18 protein-coding genes are annotated in these 16213 nt (G+C 40.2%); 13 read left to right on the forward strand and 5 right to left on the reverse strand.

The features are described 5' to 3' along the window. Positions 1-38: 38 nt before the first annotated feature. Positions 39-293, reverse strand: a complete 255-nt coding sequence (locus AB1K80_RS07410) for a DUF2624 domain-containing protein (protein WP_412855974.1) — start codon at positions 291-293, stop codon at positions 39-41. Between the two features lie 142 nt (positions 294-435). Here AB1K80_RS07410 and AB1K80_RS07415 point away from each other — a divergent pair, with 142 nt between their 5' ends. From AB1K80_RS07415 to AB1K80_RS07435, 5 genes are all read left to right on the forward strand, one after another. Beyond that, positions 436-1317, forward strand: coding sequence for a YitT family protein (locus AB1K80_RS07415; protein WP_412855975.1), 882 nt, complete (start codon positions 436-438; stop codon positions 1315-1317). Positions 1318-1453: 136 nt separating this feature from the next. Beyond that, positions 1454-2233, forward strand: a complete 780-nt coding sequence (locus AB1K80_RS07420) for a metal ABC transporter ATP-binding protein (protein WP_412855976.1) — start codon at positions 1454-1456, stop codon at positions 2231-2233. Beyond that, positions 2233-3093, forward strand: coding sequence for a metal ABC transporter permease (locus AB1K80_RS07425; protein ID WP_412855977.1), 861 nt, complete (start codon positions 2233-2235; stop codon positions 3091-3093). Before AB1K80_RS07420 ends, AB1K80_RS07425 begins: the two co-directional genes overlap by 1 nt. After that, entirely contained in the window at positions 3071-3499 is a 429-nt protein-coding gene (locus AB1K80_RS07430; RefSeq protein ID WP_412855978.1) for a Fur family transcriptional regulator, read from the forward strand. Before AB1K80_RS07425 ends, AB1K80_RS07430 begins: the two co-directional genes overlap by 23 nt. A gap of 116 nt (positions 3500-3615) precedes the next feature. Continuing rightward, positions 3616-4512 carry an ROK family protein gene (locus AB1K80_RS07435; protein ID WP_412855979.1) on the forward strand — a complete coding sequence of 299 codons (897 nt, stop codon included), beginning with the start codon at positions 3616-3618 and terminating at the stop codon, positions 4510-4512. 42 nt (positions 4513-4554) lie between these two features. Here AB1K80_RS07435 and AB1K80_RS07440 read toward each other — a convergent pair whose 3' ends face one another. Further along, positions 4555-5133 (reverse strand): 5' nucleotidase, NT5C type, encoded by a 579-nt coding sequence (locus AB1K80_RS07440; protein ID WP_412855980.1) that lies wholly within the window; start codon positions 5131-5133, stop codon positions 4555-4557. 139 nt (positions 5134-5272) lie between these two features. On the opposite strand from AB1K80_RS07440, the gene AB1K80_RS07445 reads away from it, so the two are divergent. Beyond that, positions 5273-5632, forward strand: coding sequence for a cell division protein CrgA (locus AB1K80_RS07445; protein ID WP_412855981.1), 360 nt, complete (start codon positions 5273-5275; stop codon positions 5630-5632). A 41-nt stretch (positions 5633-5673) separates the two neighbouring features. On the opposite strand, the gene ispG is transcribed toward AB1K80_RS07445, so the two are convergent. The 3 genes from ispG to AB1K80_RS07460 all read right to left on the reverse strand — a co-directional run bounded on the left by ispG (position 5674) and on the right by AB1K80_RS07460 (position 8098). Beyond that, a complete protein-coding gene (gene ispG, locus AB1K80_RS07450) occupies positions 5674-6780 on the reverse strand; it encodes a flavodoxin-dependent (E)-4-hydroxy-3-methylbut-2-enyl-diphosphate synthase (RefSeq protein ID WP_412856035.1) in 1107 nt (368 codons plus the stop codon). 115 nt (positions 6781-6895) lie between these two features. Next, positions 6896-7198, reverse strand: coding sequence for a LysM peptidoglycan-binding domain-containing protein (locus tag AB1K80_RS07455; RefSeq protein ID WP_412855982.1), 303 nt, complete (start codon positions 7196-7198; stop codon positions 6896-6898). 147 nt (positions 7199-7345) lie between these two features. Next, the gene (locus AB1K80_RS07460; protein WP_412855983.1) at positions 7346-8098 is read right to left on the reverse strand and encodes a DUF1189 domain-containing protein; all 753 of its coding nucleotides are present in this window, start codon (positions 8096-8098) and stop codon (positions 7346-7348) included. A 144-nt stretch (positions 8099-8242) separates the two neighbouring features. Between AB1K80_RS07460 and AB1K80_RS07465 the strand changes: the two genes are divergently transcribed. From AB1K80_RS07465 to pstA, 7 genes are all read left to right on the forward strand, one after another. Next, positions 8243-8728: a DUF456 domain-containing protein gene (locus AB1K80_RS07465; RefSeq protein WP_412855984.1), complete on the forward strand. Its 486-nt coding sequence runs from the start codon at positions 8243-8245 to the stop codon at positions 8726-8728. A gap of 182 nt (positions 8729-8910) precedes the next feature. Beyond that, complete coding sequence (sodA, locus tag AB1K80_RS07470; RefSeq protein WP_412855985.1) at positions 8911-9519, forward strand: superoxide dismutase SodA; 609 nt, start codon at positions 8911-8913, stop codon at positions 9517-9519. Positions 9520-9642: 123 nt separating this feature from the next. After that, positions 9643-10929: an MFS transporter gene (locus tag AB1K80_RS07475; RefSeq protein WP_412855986.1), complete on the forward strand. Its 1287-nt coding sequence runs from the start codon at positions 9643-9645 to the stop codon at positions 10927-10929. A gap of 119 nt (positions 10930-11048) precedes the next feature. Further along, a complete protein-coding gene (locus AB1K80_RS07480; protein WP_412855987.1) occupies positions 11049-13184 on the forward strand; it encodes a peptidoglycan D,D-transpeptidase FtsI family protein in 2136 nt (711 codons plus the stop codon). Positions 13185-13399: 215 nt separating this feature from the next. Beyond that, positions 13400-14311: a phosphate ABC transporter substrate-binding protein gene (locus AB1K80_RS07485; RefSeq protein WP_412855988.1), complete on the forward strand. Its 912-nt coding sequence runs from the start codon at positions 13400-13402 to the stop codon at positions 14309-14311. An 80-nt stretch (positions 14312-14391) separates the two neighbouring features. Continuing rightward, positions 14392-15318 carry a phosphate ABC transporter permease subunit PstC gene (gene pstC, locus AB1K80_RS07490; RefSeq protein WP_412855989.1) on the forward strand — a complete coding sequence of 309 codons (927 nt, stop codon included), beginning with the start codon at positions 14392-14394 and terminating at the stop codon, positions 15316-15318. Further along, the gene (gene pstA, locus AB1K80_RS07495) at positions 15318-16202 is read left to right on the forward strand and encodes a phosphate ABC transporter permease PstA (protein ID WP_412855990.1); all 885 of its coding nucleotides are present in this window, start codon (positions 15318-15320) and stop codon (positions 16200-16202) included. Before pstC ends, pstA begins: the two co-directional genes overlap by 1 nt. Positions 16203-16213: the final 11 nt, after the last annotated feature.

A 16213-nucleotide genomic window follows, 5' to 3' on the forward strand; every position in this document is an offset into this window, starting at 1 on the left:
AACTCGATAAGGTGCCGCTAAATGCGGCCCTTTTTTGCTTAGCTTGAAAATTGATTAAATAGATCATTGACGGTTTGTGCTGTTTGCTTAGACGTAATGGCTTCCACTTGTTTAAGAAGCCTAGCTCGTTCAGCATCATGAAAGATATTCACGTTTTTCCCATTCATGAGTTTGGCGACCTCGACAGCTTGGTTGTTCGTTAAGCTAACCCCATACTGCTTTGCATACTTTAACAAATCATTTGCTGTGATCTGATTCAGCCGTTGGAGCACAATTTTTTGGATTAAAATCAATGCAAACTCCTCCCCTCTGTAACAATGTATGGGCGAAACCGGAAAATGTGCAATAAATTTCATTTGGCTCCGTGAAATGATAAAATAAGAAAGTCAATATCATGTTCATTGAAAATTTAACAAGTGTAAAAGGGGAGAACCTATGGCAAATCGAACACATCATAGAAAGGAATCAGTGCCTCATTTTATCATGAGGATCTTTCTGATCTTAGTAGGAGCTGCATGTGCAGCAGTTAGTATCGAATTATTTTTAGTGCCAAACAATATTATTGATGGGGGCATCATCGGCATCGCACTTATTTTGGATTATCTTTTTACCGATAACCCATTCATTAATTTTGCGACGATTGTTGTCATTTTAAATATTCCATTTATGATATCGGGATACAAACATATCGGGAAAACCTTTCTTGTATCCACTGTCATTGGAATTGTCAGCTTGGCTCTTATTGAAACATCATTACATCATGTCGAAGCCTTTACAAATCAGCCGATCTTAGCGACTGTATTTGGAGGACTATTACTTGGCTTTGGTGTTGGGTTAGTGATACGAAATGGCGGATCAATGGACGGGACTGAAATTTTGGGTATTCTACTCACGAAAAAAATACCTTTTTCAGTCGGTGAGTTTGTCATGATCGTCAATGTGTTCATTTTCATTTGGGCAGGCTTTGTTTTTGGACCAGAGCAAGCGATGTATTCTGTCATGACATATTATTTGGCAATGAAAACGATTGATGCTGTTATTCAAGGATTAGATGAAACAAAAGCGGTCATTATTGTGTCCGATCATTTTGATGAAATATCCAATGCGATTCTTCACCGTCTTGGTAGAGGAACGACAAAGCTTAGAGGAAAAGGCGGCTATTCAGATGAAGAAAAAGATGTCATCTATGCCGTTGTGACGAGGCTTGAAATTACAAAGCTAAAATCCATCGTATTTGAAATTGATGACCAAGCTTTTATCACGATTATGGATACACATGAAACAAGGGGCGGAAAGTTCAAAACGGCGATTCATTAGCTTTTATTTTACTTTTTCATGTTTCTTTTATATAATGAAATATAGTGTATAAACAAAGGAAATGGCGTTTGCCATTTTCTTTTTGCTGTATAAATCGTAATCATTCTTTTATATTGTGTTAAAGGTGGAAATATTCATGGCAAAGCCAATTATTGAAATGAAGGACGTTTCCTATTCGTATGGACAGCGAAATGTCATTGATCACATTCATTTAACAGTCGAGGAAGGGAACTTTCTAGCGCTGGTGGGACCGAATGGATCTGGTAAAACAACCTTATTAAAATGCCTGCTCGGGCTGATAAAACCTCAAAAAGGGGAACTGAAACTATTTGGTACGCCTGTTTCAAAATTTAAAGACTGGGATCAAATCGGTTTTGTTTCCCAAAAGGCGAATAGCTTTAATACAGGGTTTCCTGCCTCAGTATACGAGGTAGTTGCAAGTGGACTGACGGCGAAAATTGGCTTATTCAAGCGAATGAATAAGCAGGATAAATGGCAGGTAGAAGAGGCCATTCGTTCAGTAGGAATACAAGACTTAAAACATCAAAACATCGGAGAGCTATCTGGAGGTCAGCAGCAGCGTGCCTTTATCGCAAGAGCTCTTGTCAGCCAGCCGAAGCTCCTTATTTTAGATGAGCCGACGGTTGGGGTTGATCAAAAAACCGTTGAAGGGTTCTATCAGCTGTTAGAAACATTAAATCAAGAAAAAGGGATGTCATTGATTCTCGTCACACATGATGTCGGAACCGTATCTGATAAAGTGACGCATGTCGCTTGTTTAAATCAGCAATTGCACTTTCACGGAGATGCAAAAACATTCGATTCCATGGATGATCAGGCGTTGTCTCAATTTTATGGGCATGACATTCAAGTGATTCATCACGACCATCATCACCATCATGGGGGACACGAATAATGTTATTTCCATTTTTTCAATATGAATTTTTACAAAATGCGTTTTTTGCAGGGTTGCTCATTGGATTTATCGCACCTTTACTTGGTGTGTTCATTGTCGTAAGACGGCTGTCTCTTATTGCTGACGCTCTTAGTCACGTTTCACTTGCGGGGATTGCAGCAAGTCTATTCCTTGATAAAAAATTCGGTTTGCTGACAGGTGTGAGCCCACTTTACTTAGGGATGGCATTCTCTGTCGCAGGGTCCTTGTTCATTGAGCGGCTAAGGTCGGTATATAAGCATTATCAGGAGCTAGCGATTCCGATTATTTTGTCTGGCGGTATTGGTGTTTCCGTGATTTTCATCTCACTAGCCAATGGATTTAATACGGATTTGTTTAGTTATTTGTTCGGTAGTGTGAGTGCAGTATCAAGAGTAGATCTTTGGGTGATTATCGCCATTTCTGTCATTGTCGTACTTGTCGTGGTGCTATTGTATAAAGAGCTGTTTTTACTCTCGTTTGATGAAGAACATGCAAAAGCATCTGGCATTTCAGCAAAATGGATTCATTTTATTTTTATCCTAGTTGTAGCGTTAGTCATTGCGGCATCTATGCGTATCGTGGGTACGCTCCTAGTGTCAGCGCTCATGACGTTACCTGTTGCTGCAAGTATTCGAATTGCCAAAGGGTTTAAACAAGCTATTTTTCTTTCAATATTGTTTGGTGAATTATCGGTGCTTGTCGGATTAATTTTAAGTTACTATTTGGACCTTGCGCCGGGCGGAACCATTGTGATGCTGTCCATATTGATTTTGATTGGGTGTATTAGTATTGAGAAATTCAGAAGGGGGAATCATCATGAACGTACAAGAAGCGCTTGATTTATTAAAGGAAAAAGGCTACAAATATACAAGCAAACGTGAAGATATGCTGCAACTGTTTTCTGATTCTGATAAATACTTAACAGCTAAAAATGTGTTAACATCATTAAATGAGGATTATCCGGGACTAAGCTTCGATACGATTTATCGAAATCTTTCCTTATATGAGGAATTGGGCATATTGGAAACAACGGAGCTGTCAGGTGAAAAGCTATTCCGCTTTAAATGTTCTTTTTCTCATCATCATCACCATTTTATCTGCCTTGCGTGTGGTAAAACAAAGGAAATTGATGCCTGCCCAATGGACAGGTTAGAAGCAGATTTAAAGGATTACCATATTAGCGGACATAAATTTGAGATTTACGGTACATGTCCTTCTTGTGAACCGAATGAAGTGCATGCATGAACGAGCCAGTTGACGAACTGGCTTTTTTTTACACCCCTTTTGAAAACGTTTTACATTTCACCCACGTTTCATTAAAATGAGATCAACAGGCATCATGATGGTGAGGAGGAGACAACGTGGCTTATTACGTGGTATTTGATGTGGGCGGGACAAAAACAAAACATGGATTGATGAATGAAAGCGGAGATCTCATCACAAGTGGTGACTATGCAACGAATTGTCATCAGCTTGCGCCGTTTTTAGAGGCAATGGAAGGTGTCGTGAAACAATATCAACAAATGTATGAAGTAAGTGGTGTTGCTGTTAGTCTTCCTGGCTTTGTGGACAGTCAAACCGGTTATACAGAATTTGCAGGGGCAGTGATTGCCCTAAATGGTCACAATATCAAAACCCTTTTGGAAAAACGTCTTTCACTTCGGGTGGAAGTGGAGAATGATGCGAACTGTGCAGCGTTAGCCGAAAGAAATAGCGGTCATGCCAGAGGGTGTGACAATTTTATCTGTATGACCATTGGTACAGGTGTAGGTGGTGGTATTTTTGTGAACGGACAGCTCGTTCGCGGGGCTTCTTTTCGAGGCGGGGAGTTTGGCATGATGCTAACTGAAACGGAAAATGGACAATTTACAACCCTTAATAGCACCGCTTCAACTGCTGGTTTGATTCGTACCTATAAAGAAAAGCAACAAATTCCACAAAGTGCACAAATAGACGGTCGCATGATATTTGAACAGGCGTCAGATGATCCGTCCATTCAAATGATGCTTGAACAGTGGTATAAACGAATTGCTGTAGGTATTTATAATGTCACCGCAACTCTTAATCCAGAAAAAATTTTAATTGGTGGCGGTGTGAGTGGCAGATCAGATTTAATTTCAAACGTTGAAAAGTATTTACATACACTGCCTGCTTGGAAAGACATTCAGGTGAGCATTGAACCATGCTACTACTTGAATCAAGCAGGGATGAAGGGAGCCTTGTATCATTTTTTAATGAAAGAAGGTCATCCAGTCTAAAAAAGCCGATCTGTTGAGGGATCGGCTTTTTTGTGGCTGTCATTAATAGGTTGTTTGTAGTCTTTTTTCATATTGCTTTATCCACTGATCCGCTTCTTTCCAGTGATTGACGCGGATAATTCTGTCGTCAGTTGGCATTTGGTTATAAGGGGAGTTAAAAAGAATGACAGGGATATTGGCTTCTTTTGCGATCATTGTGGCATTTCCATGATGATCTTCGAAAAACACATCAATGTTGTGTTGTTGAACAGCTTCGAGTTTATGATGACCCCCGACAAGCTCGATGTCATCGTAGTGAATTTGATGTTCTTGAAACCATGTGTACGTCACATCTGTGAGATGCTTTCTTCTTGCTGTGATATAGATCAATTTGTGATGCTCTTTCATTTGATTCAAGATGTTTTTTGCACCTTCAGCAGGTTTCGCGTGTTTATAAATAAGAGGCTCTTGCTGATCCATCCAGCCCCAAAATTCTTCATTCGAAATCTTTAAAAGCTTCGTCAAATCATATTCTGTCATATCTTCTAGTGTGATGGCACATTGAAACGACTGATTTAAGTAGGGAACAAAAGTGTCCTGCGCCGTCACAGTGCCGTCAATATCAATTCCTAAACGTAACATGCCCACACTCCTCATATTTATACTCTTAAAGTGTAACATAATCTATTCACAATTCCAGTAAGTTTTAGCAAACATGAAACAGACATTTCTGCTCATACTAAAAAAGCTCCTTTCTATTAAACAAAAGGGGGAATTGATGATGGAAAGAGACAATTTTACACGTAATGATCGAGAAATCGACACGAACTTTAGTAACGATGATGGCTATTTAGAGGAAACAGCTGCTGAAATCGCAGAGCCTTATCAAGCATCAAGAGATCGAGAAGACAGACGAGGACGTGACCGTGTAGGTGACGAATCAGGCAGTAAAGGGCTAGGTTATACCGCTCTTGCCATTGCGATTATCTCACTGTTTGTATTCCCAGTGTTATTAGGGGTAACCGCGATTGTCGTTGGTTATATGGCAAGAAGAAAAGGAGCACAAGGGCTTGGCGCATGGTCAATCGGGATTGGGATTGTTTCCGTCATCCTTGGCATTTTTATCACCCCGTTCTTTTAATAAGAACAGAAAAACGCCTGACATCACTGTCAGGCGTTTTATTATGCGTTTGTTAGTTTTTGTTTCTCAGCTTCCATTTTTGCGTAATGTTCTTCAGCAATTTTATCAATTTCTTTTTTCAGCTCTTCGACCATTGTTTCTTCTGGTACTTTACGCACGATTTCTCCTTTGCGGAACAGGAGACCTTCGCCTCTAGCGCCTGCAATGCCGATATCGGCTTCACGGGCTTCACCAGGACCGTTTACAGCGCAGCCAAGAACGGCTACTTTAATCGGAGCTTTAATTTTCGAGATGTATTCTTCTACTTCATTTGCGATGCTAATGAGGTCAATTTCAATTCTTCCACAAGTTGGGCAAGAAATCAGTGTGGCTGCATTTGATGCAAGACCGAATGATTTCAATAACTCACGTGCCACCTTGACTTCTTCAACTGGATCAGCACTTAGTGAAATACGAAGTGTGTTTCCAATTCCCATATTTAAAATCGCACCAAGTCCAGCTGCACTTTTTACAGTTCCGGCAAATAAAGTTCCTGACTCTGTGATGCCGAGGTGGAGAGGGTAATCAAACGCCTTCGCCGCTTTTTCATACGCCTCTATCGCAAGGTTGACATCAGATGCTTTCATACTAACGATGATGTCATGGAAGTCTAGGTCTTCTAAAATTTTAATGTGATGTAGTGCACTTTCAACCATTCCATCTGCTGTTGGATAGCCGTATTTATCAAGGATTTTTTTCTCTAACGAACCGGCGTTCACACCAATACGGATTGGAATGCCTTTTTCTTTCGCTGCTTTGACAACAGCTTCTACTTTTTCCCGTCTCCCGATATTCCCTGGGTTGATACGGATTTTGTCTGCACCAGCTTCAATGGCTTTTAGTGCAAGTTTGTAGTCAAAATGAATATCGACTACAAGTGGAATGTTGATTTGTTTTTTGATATCAGCAATAGCATTTGCTGCTCGTTCGTCAGGACAAGCGACTCGTATGATTTGACAGCCTGCTTCTTCAAGACGTTTAATTTCAGCAACTGTCGCTTCGACATCATGCGTTTTTGTCGTTGCCATACTTTGTATGACGACTTCATTATTTCCACCTATAGTTAAAGGCCCCACTTTTACGGGACGCGTTTTAGTACGATGTGTGATTTCACTCACTTGTCAATCGCTCCTTAGTGTACATGCAATGCAATGACCATGCACGACGTGTTTTACATTTCATATTGTAACAGTCTCTTTGTATGAATGACAAGGAATTAACGTTTTATCTCTCGTAGACCGGAAACTTATATGTGCTGCCTGCTTGGATTTCATTCGCTTTGACGCCTTTATTCAGCGCTTCAAAATCCTCGATGACTTCTTCAAGAGGCTGATTTGTTTGGACGATGGATACAACGGTCTCTCCTTTTTTGACAGTGACCGTCTTGTATGATGTGTCTACAGAGGTCTGAATGGCATTTGCAGGAACAGCGTGTCCCGCTTGATGAGGAATCGTACCGTACTTTAAATCAAAAAAGATAATAAAGAGCACAAACAAGCTAACAAGTAAAAAAATAATTCGCCGCATATTGATCACCGCTTTTATGATTTTACTTCAAATGTATGCATGTCCGGAAATGATAGAACCAAAAAGGGGTAAAAAGCGAGATTTGTTCGGTCTAGTTCGTTCTACTAAGCCTTTTTAGGGAAAGAAAAAAACCACTAGAAAAGTGGTTTATTTTTTAGCGGGTATTTCTTTTACAACGAGATATAAAAAGATAAAGTTAATCGCCCAATTTAATAAAAATGAGTTGGCAACCGGCGTGTTTAGCGCACTCATAATGGCGAAAAAGACGGTTGTTAATGTGAGAGAATAAGCCGAGAGCTTCCAAAGCATTTGGAAGGATAGCTCCTTACGTTGCATTCGCTTAATAAATGTACCAAGCATGGCGAGGAACGTGGCACTGATAAACATGAGAGCCGCTGTTGATAGATAAAGTAAGACGCAAATGATTGGAATGATGACTGCTTGGTTTTGGTTTGTCACTTGTGCGAGATCATCTTTTGTCAACGTACCACCAAGGAGCTGGTATGGAATATCAGTCATTTGCCCTTCAATCGCAATCACCGCTTTGTCTTTTAATAGAGCGATAGCCAATTGCTTTGTTTCAATCTCACTTGATTTTATTTTTTCATCAGGATCAAAGATAATGGTGACCCCGTTTTCTTGTTTTTCTATCGGAGTCTTTTGATCTGTTTGAAGCTGCCCTTTTTCAATCGTAAAATCCGGAAAGTCCTTTTTCATCACGTGTTCAAATCCGGATATGGTATTCGAAATTTGTTGACTCATATGATAGCCCTGAGGGACAGATGCGATCAATGACAAAATAAAAATAAACAAAATGGCTTTTCCAATCCCTGAAAAGCGTGCTCTTGCAATATCTTTTGGTGAGTAAATTCCTTTTACTAACAACTTAAATACGTTCAACCGTTTCACTTCCTACATTCTTTTCTGTTCTTTCACATTGTATCAATGTCTATCCATCAAGTACAAGTATCACCTATATGGCTGGTGAAGAGAAGGGGAATGGGGCATAATGAAAGGCAGTTGATAAAAAGGGGGCGTGATGACGTGGATGTGCTGTATTGGATACTGATTGGCTGTGCATTTGTCGTGGCATTTGTTGGTCTCATTTATCCAATTATCCCTAGTGTTGTTTTTATGCTCCTTGGTTTTATCTTATATGGTGTCTTTTTCAGCTTTGAACCGCTTACTTTCACATTTTGGCTCATTCAAGTGATGTTAACAGTCGTCTTGTTTGTAGCTGATTACGTCTCAAACCTGATTGGTGTGAAGCGTTTTGGCGGTAGTCGAGCTGCCATATGGGGGAGTACGATTGGCTTGTTAATAGGTCCATTTGTCATTCCGATCGCAGGGATTATATTAGGGCCTTTTATCGGAAGTGTTCTTGCAGAGCTGCTTGTTCATCGTAAAGATGTGAAGACGAGTATAAAAGTTGGTGTAGGCTCATTGATTGGATTTGTCTCAGGTGTATTTGCAAAAGGTTTTATCCAAACACTGATGCTGGGAATTTTTTTGTTTTATGTGCTTCGCTAAATTGATAAAAAAGTGTTTAAAAATGATTTAAAAGGGCTAAATACAACATAATCACTGAAATGTTTCAGATCATGAGCAATAACGTTGAAACTAGCTGTTTCTTTTGATACTCTTTGAATAAGGAATGGCTTGCTAAATTAGGAAGCATTTCAGTACATACATTACTAAGGAGGAATTTAACCATGGCTTTTAAACTTCCAGAATTACCATATGCTTATGACGCATTAGAACCACATATCGACAAGGAAACAATGACGATTCACCACACGAAACACCATAACACATACGTTACAAACTTAAACAAAGCAATTGAAGGTGTATCAGCTCTTGAAAACCAATCAATTGATGAGCTTGTAGCTAACTTGAACTCTGTGCCTGAAAACATCCGTACAGCAGTACGTAACAACGGCGGAGGACATGCAAACCACTCATTATTCTGGACGCTTCTTTCACCAAATGGTGGCGGCGCACCAACTGGTGAACTTGCAGATGCGATCGAAAAAGAACTAGGTGGATTTGAAAAGTTCAAAACTGATTTCGCTGCTGCAGCTGCAGGACGCTTTGGTTCTGGTTGGGCATGGCTTGTTGTGAACAATGGCAAACTTGAAATCACAAGCACACCAAACCAAGATTCTCCTTTAACTGAAGGGAAAACACCAATCCTAGGACTTGACGTTTGGGAGCATGCTTACTACTTGAACTACCAAAACCGTCGTCCTGATTACATTTCAGCATTCTGGAATGTCGTAAACTGGGATGAAGTTGCTCGCCTATACAGCGAAGCAAAATAAATCAATTGTTCGAATGAAAAGACCTGCTCGATGTGAGCGGGTCTTTTTATATTTTCCCTCCTTTTTTTACATATCTACCTTTCGATGAGACAGACTATTGTGTAGAAAAGGAGAATGAAATATATGAGCAGATTGAAAAAAATGTTTGGGGACATGGATGTCACAAGAGATTTATTGCTCCTCCTCACGATTGGCGGATTATACGCACTGGCCATCGCGCTTTCAAATACGTTTGTGAATGTGTATTTATGGAAACAGTCTGGACGATTTACAGATATTGCAATTTATAACTTGGCGATTGTTGTATTACAGCCTATCACTTTTTTAGTTGCGGGTAAGCTCGCCAAAAAAATCGATCGCGCATTTGTTCTTCGTTTTGGTGTCATCTTCTTGGCCGCTTTTTACTTAATTGTATTATTAGCAGGAGAACAAGCGGCGGCGCGGCTTGTCTTATTAGGAAGTGTCCTTGGGATTGGTTATGGTTTTTACTGGCTAGCTTTTAATGTATTGACCTTTGAAATCACAGAACCTGAAACGAGAGATTTTTTTAATGGCTTTTTAGGTGTTCTCACATCTACAGCTGGCATGATCGGTCCACTTCTTTCGGGTATCGTCATTTCTCAATTAACAGACGATACAGGCTATACCGTTATTTTCACTTTATCTCTCATTTTGTTTTCGCTAGCAGTCATCATGAGCTTCTTTCTTAAGAGAAGGCAATCAAAAGGCAAGTTTATGATCAAACAAATTTGGAGAGAGCGACACGCTGATGAGAATTGGCGTAAGATTACGTCGGCACACTTTTTTCAAGGACTAAGAGAAGGGGTCTTTGTCTTTTTAATCAGTGTCTTTGTGTTTATCGCCACAAATAGTGAACTGGCTCTTGGCACATTTGGTCTTGTGAATTCAGGCGTCGCTTTTTTTACTTATTTTTTCGCTACACGGTTGATTAAGAAGAAATGGCGAAAAAAAGCCATCATGTTTGGCGGGCTGATTCTCTACGGTGCCATTTTCTTAATCGTGTTTCACCTATCCTATGTATCACTGCTCATGTATGCAGTGGCCATCGCCATCGGTTATCCTCTCTTGCTAGTTCCATATGTGTCTTTAACGTATGATGTGATCGGACATGCCCGGTATGCAAGGAAGGCTCGAATTGAATATATCGTCGTCAGAGAATTGTTTTTAAATGCAGGGCGTATTTGTTCCATTCTCTTGTTTCTCTTATCAGTGACACTATTAGGTGTTGAAATCGGTGTACCTGCATCGCTCGTCGTGCTAGGAGCGGGACACACACTCATCTATTATTTTGTCAAAGACATTCACTTGAAGGAAAAAGCAGGCGAAATGAATGAGGCTGACGGTCAAAAGCCTGTATCTCACACGAATCTTATTAAAGGAGAAAGATAACATCACGCCTACTTGGCATCGAATTTCTAGAAAAGTGATTCAAAAACCGCTAAAATGATGATGGCACCTTTTATACACAAAAAGGGGTGCCATTTCTTTCTTGATAGAAAGGTGATGAGATGAGAAACAAGAAAAACAAAAAAGACGCGAAGGAAGGGCGCAAAACACTTCCGCTTCGGCTCAATTTATTATTTTTAGCTGCATTTATTATTTTTACCGGTGTTGTTGTCAGACTAGGATTTGTGCAAATTGTTAATGGAGAAGATTATAAAAAGCAGGCAGAGAAACAAGAGGATGTCAATGTCAGCTCATCAGCTCCACGCGGGAAAATTTATGACAGAAACTATAATACAATTGTCAGCAATCAAGCGCTGAATGCCATTACTTATACGAGAACGTCAACGACCTCTCATGAAGAGCGTCTCAAAGTCGCGACTAAATTAGCGGATATGATTCAAGTGAGTACGAAGAAAATCACAGATCGTGATAAAAAAGACTTTTGGATCTTAACGCATCCGAATGAAGCGAAAAAGCTTGTTCAAAAAGAATCAGAATTAAAGGGTGACGATAAACTTTCTGATGAAGCGTTATATGAACTGCAACTTGAGCGCATCACAGATAAAGAATTAAACCAGCTCACCAAAAAAGATTTGCAAGTGCTCGCCATTAAACGACAGATGGACGCAGGTTATGCCCTTACGCCACAATTTATTAAAAATGAAGATGTGACAGCAAGTGAAATTGCATACGTCTCTGAGCATTTGGACGAGCTCCCAGGGGTTGATGTCACAATCGACTGGAAGCGTAGTTATCCTTATAAAGGGTTGCTTCGCAGTATTCTCGGTAGTGTCTCTTCAAGTGATGAAGGTCTTCCGCAAACACTGCTTGATCATTATCTCTCACTAGGCTATAGCCGAAATGACCGCGTAGGGAAAAGTTATCTCGAATTTCAATATGAAGATGTACTACAAGGTCAGAAAGAAAAAGAACAAAGTACAACCGATAAAGATGGGAATGTCAAAAGCTCTAAAGTCTTAACTGAAGGAAGAAGCGGGAAAGACCTTGTACTGACAATTGATATTCAGCTCCAAAAAGCTGTCGAAGACATCATTGAAAAGAATTTAAGAAGTGCGAAGCAAAGAAGTGGAACAGAGCTTCTTGATCGTGCGTTTGTTGTGATGATGGACCCGAGAAATGGAGAGGTTCTTTCGATTGCAGGGAAGCAAATTTTAAATAAAGATGGAAAGTACAAATTCGATGATTATGCGCTAGGAAACATGACATCATCTTATGCCATGGGTTCATCGGTGAAAGGAGCAACTGTTCTAACAGGTTATCAGACGGGTGTGATTGATGTTGGAAGCACCCAGTACGATGAACCGCTGTATATCGCGCAGTCTCCACCAAAGAAGTCTTATCAAAATATGGGACTCATTAATGATTTAACCGCATTACAGCGCTCATCAAACGTCTATATGTTTAAAACAGCAATTGCAATTGGGAAAGGAGAATACCGAAAGAACAGGCCACTCCCAATTGATACAAAAGCATTCGATACATTCCGCTACAATTTCAGTAAATTTGGTCTTGGAGTGGAAACAGGAATAGATCTTCCGAACGAAGCAACAGGCTATAGAGGAACATCTACACAATCTGGTCTTCTCCTTGACTATGCCATCGGACAATATGATACGTATACACCGCTGCAAATGGCGCAATATGTCTCAACAATTGCAAATGATGGCTATCGTTTACGCCCGCAACTTGTAAAAGAAGTCAGAGAGCCAGATCCACAGCGCGGGATTGGCGCTGTCACGGACGCAGTCAAGCCTGACGTATTAAATAAGCTTGATATGACAAATGAAGAAATCGAACGTGTACAACAAGGATTTAAGCTTGTCATGCAAAGTCCAAGAGGGACAGCATATCCGAACTTTGGGAACAAAAAGTATAAACCCGCTGGGAAAACAGGAACCGCACAGTCATTTTATGACGGACCAATTGAAAGTAAACGTGGTACACCGACATATAACACGACACTAGTAGCTTATGCGCCTGCCGATAATCCAGAAGTGGCGATTTCAGTCGTTGTTCCGTGGGTGTATCAGAACTACAGTCAGCGCTATCCAATCACAAATGAAATTGGTGAACAAGTATTAGATAAATACTTTGAACTGAAATCAAAACAGGAAAGCGATGATACGGAAGCAAAAAATAAAAATAAAATTGAAAATGAAGCAGAAACAAATGACTAGGTCTTCCATAGGTAAAAACGCTCACTTTTTGTGGGCGTTTTTTTCATTATTTCTACAAAATGTTCGGTTGAAATTGACAAAAATCCCGAAAAACTTCGCAATTCCTCTACAAAGCGCCGACATTTACAAAACCTTAACATTCCTTTTAAACGAAATTAATAAAGAACCTTTAATGTAGTACCCGTAGGACAAATTATTCAGGGGGTATTCTTGAAATGAAAAAGAACAAATTATGGCTGCTTACTTTCCTTACAATCGCAATGTTAGCATTCGTCACAGCATGCGGAAACAGCAGCTCAAGCGATGATTCAAAAGACAGTAAAGGAAATGCTTCAGACGGGGCATCAGGTTCCATTACCATTTCAGGATCATCAGCGATGCAGCCTTTAGTTCTTGCGGCAGCAGAGAAATTCATGGATGAAAATCCAAAAGCCGATATTCAAGTACAAGCCGGCGGTTCAGGTACAGGACTTTCTCAAGTATCAGAAGGATCTGTACAAATTGGTAACTCAGATGTATTCGCAGAAGAGAAAGATGGAATCGACGCAAAAGTGTTAAAAGACCACAAAGTCGCAGTTGTCGGTATGGCAGCAGCGGTTAACCCTGAAGTGGGTGTCAAAGACGTTACAAAAGACGAATTGAAAGAAATCTTTACGGGTAAAATAAAGAACTGGAAAGAGCTTGGCGGAAAAGACCAAAAAATCACACTTGTAAACAGACCTGATTCTTCAGGAACTCGTGCAACATTTGTGAAATATGCACTTGACGGCGAAACACCTGCAGAAGGAATTACAGAAGATTCTTCAAACACAGTGAAAAAGCTGATTGCAGAAACACCAGGTGCGGTTGGATACCTTGCCTTCTCATATTTAACAGATGACAAAATTACACCGCTTAGCATTGATGGTGTTGAGCCAGAAGAAAGCAATGTACAAAGCGGTAAATATACAATTTGGGCATACGAACACTCTTATACAAAAGGTGATCCAGACGGTCTAACAAAACAATTTTTAGACTACCTAATGAGTGACGAAGTACAAAAAGAAGTTGTAAAAGACCAAGGCTACATCTCAGTCACTGATATGAAAGTAGAGCGAGATGCAGAAGGAAAACAAACAGATAAGTAAATTGGTCTTGAATTGATAATGAAGGAAAAGTGGAGCTTTTCACTTTTCCTTTTATGACATTCATAGGAGTGTAGAAAAAAATGAAACAGATAGAACATAAAGATGCGAGCGATCGGCTGATTAGCTCGAAAAAAAATAGGCAAATGGATGAAGTAAGAGGAAGTCTTTTGGTGAGATTCTGTGCAATCTTAATGATTGCAGTCTCAGTAGCCATCACGCTCTTCCTAGGCATTAAGGGGTTACAATCTTTCTTTGTAAATGGTGTAAGCCCGATTGAGTTCTTAACCAGTATCAATTGGAACCCAACAGCAGAGAATCCTGAATATGGCGCATTTCCATTTATCTTTGGATCGATCGCCGTCACGCTCTTATCGGCTCTTATTGCAGCTCCGTTAGGAATTGCAGGCGCCATTTTTATGACAGAAATTGCACCTGCATGGGGACGGAAGATTCTCCAGCCAGTCATCGAATTGCTTGTAGGGATTCCATCCGTTGTTTACGGATTCATAGGTCTTACAGTATTGGTACCGTTTATTGGACAATTTAAGTCAGGTGGCTCAGGACACAGTGTACTAGCAGGAACGATCGTTCTTTCTATTATGATCTTGCCAACTGTCACTTCTATTGCAACAGATGCAATGGCTTCACTGCCAAAAAGTTTACGTGAAGGGTCTTATGCTTTAGGTGCAACAAGATGGCAAACGATTAGACGTGTCCTTGTTCCAGCAGCCCTTCCGACTTTAATGACAGCAGTTGTACTTGGAATGGCAAGAGCTTTTGGAGAAGCCCTTGCAGTACAGATGGTCATTGGAAACACGCGTAATTTACCAGAGAGCATTATGGACACAGCTGGTACATTAACGACCATTATTACGTTAAACATGGGTCACACAACGTATGGAAGTGTTGAAAATAATACACTTTGGTCAATGGGTCTTGTCCTTCTAGTTGTATCATTTATGTTCATACTCATTATTAGATACTTGTCTGCTAGGAGGAAAGTTTAATGAATAGCAAAATGACCGATCGTTTTGCCACGTTTGTATTTGGCTTATGTGCTGCCATTATTGCAGCAATTCTTGTCGCATTGTTTTCTTATATCATTTTCAACGGAGTAAAAGAAATCAATCTTGATTTCCTTACATCACGCTCAAGCGCGATTGGATCCGGCGGAGGAATTCGGGATCAGCTGTTTAACTCTTTTTACATTTTAATCATTACAATGCTGATTACAGTTCCGCTAGGTGTCGGTGGTGGGGTGTATATGGCTGAGTATGCACCGCAAAATAAATTAACGGACTTTATTCGTACATGTATTGAAGTACTGTCATCACTTCCGTCAATTGTCATTGGAATGTTTGGTTTACTTATGTTTGTGAATTTAACAGGATGGGGTTATACGATTATCGGTGGAGCACTTGCACTTACTGTGTTTAACCTTCCAGTTATGGTGAGGGTGACCGAGGATGCACTTCGTTCAGTACCGAAAGATCAGAAGGAAGCATCTCTCGCACTTGGTGTGACAAAATGGCATACCGTCAAAACGATTTTGATTCCAGGCGCGATTCCATCAATTATTACTGGTGCGATTTTAGCATCAGGAAGAGTTTTCGGTGAGGCTGCTGCACTTCTTTTTACAGCAGGTCTTTCAACACCTCGACTTGATTTTACAAACTGGAGTCCGTTTTCCGAAACGTCTCCACTGAATATTTTTAGACCGGCAGAAACATTAGCCGTTCATATATGGAACGTCAATACGCAAGGAATCATGCTCGATGCACAATCGATTGCAAATGGTGCATCTGCGGTACTTGTGATATCTGTTTTAATTTTCAACTTAGCAGCTAGATGGCTCGGCTCATTTGTTCATAAGAAGCTTACGTCAAAATAATTTGGAGAAAG

It is taken from the genome of Bacillus sp. 179-C3.3 HS, from assembly GCF_047229225.1.
Lineage (GTDB): Bacteria > Bacillota > Bacilli > Bacillales > Bacillaceae > Bacillus.

Bases quoted from the DNA above. Each gene is read 5' to 3' on its own strand.
- AB1K80_RS07415 (WP_412855975.1), top strand. From the start codon at position 436: ATGGCAAATCGAACACATCATAGAAAGGAATCAGTGCCTCATTTTATC.
- AB1K80_RS07420 (WP_412855976.1), top strand. From the start codon at position 1,454: ATGGCAAAGCCAATTATTGAAATGAAGGACGTTTCCTATTCGTATGGA.
- AB1K80_RS07425 (WP_412855977.1), top strand. From the start codon at position 2,233: ATGTTATTTCCATTTTTTCAATATGAATTTTTACAAAATGCGTTTTTT.
- AB1K80_RS07430 (WP_412855978.1), top strand. From the start codon at position 3,071: ATGAACGTACAAGAAGCGCTTGATTTATTAAAGGAAAAAGGCTACAAA.
- AB1K80_RS07440 (WP_412855980.1), bottom strand. From the start codon at position 5,133: ATGTTACGTTTAGGAATTGATATTGACGGCACTGTGACGGCGCAGGAC.
- AB1K80_RS07445 (WP_412855981.1), top strand. From the start codon at position 5,273: ATGGAAAGAGACAATTTTACACGTAATGATCGAGAAATCGACACGAAC.
- AB1K80_RS07455 (WP_412855982.1), bottom strand. From the start codon at position 7,198: ATGCGGCGAATTATTTTTTTACTTGTTAGCTTGTTTGTGCTCTTTATT.
- sodA (WP_412855985.1), top strand. From the start codon at position 8,911: ATGGCTTTTAAACTTCCAGAATTACCATATGCTTATGACGCATTAGAA.
- AB1K80_RS07475 (WP_412855986.1), top strand. From the start codon at position 9,643: ATGAGCAGATTGAAAAAAATGTTTGGGGACATGGATGTCACAAGAGAT.
- AB1K80_RS07480 (WP_412855987.1), top strand. From the start codon at position 11,049: ATGAGAAACAAGAAAAACAAAAAAGACGCGAAGGAAGGGCGCAAAACA.
- AB1K80_RS07485 (WP_412855988.1), top strand. From the start codon at position 13,400: ATGAAAAAGAACAAATTATGGCTGCTTACTTTCCTTACAATCGCAATG.
- pstC (WP_412855989.1), top strand. From the start codon at position 14,392: ATGAAACAGATAGAACATAAAGATGCGAGCGATCGGCTGATTAGCTCG.
- pstA (WP_412855990.1), top strand. From the start codon at position 15,318: ATGAATAGCAAAATGACCGATCGTTTTGCCACGTTTGTATTTGGCTTA.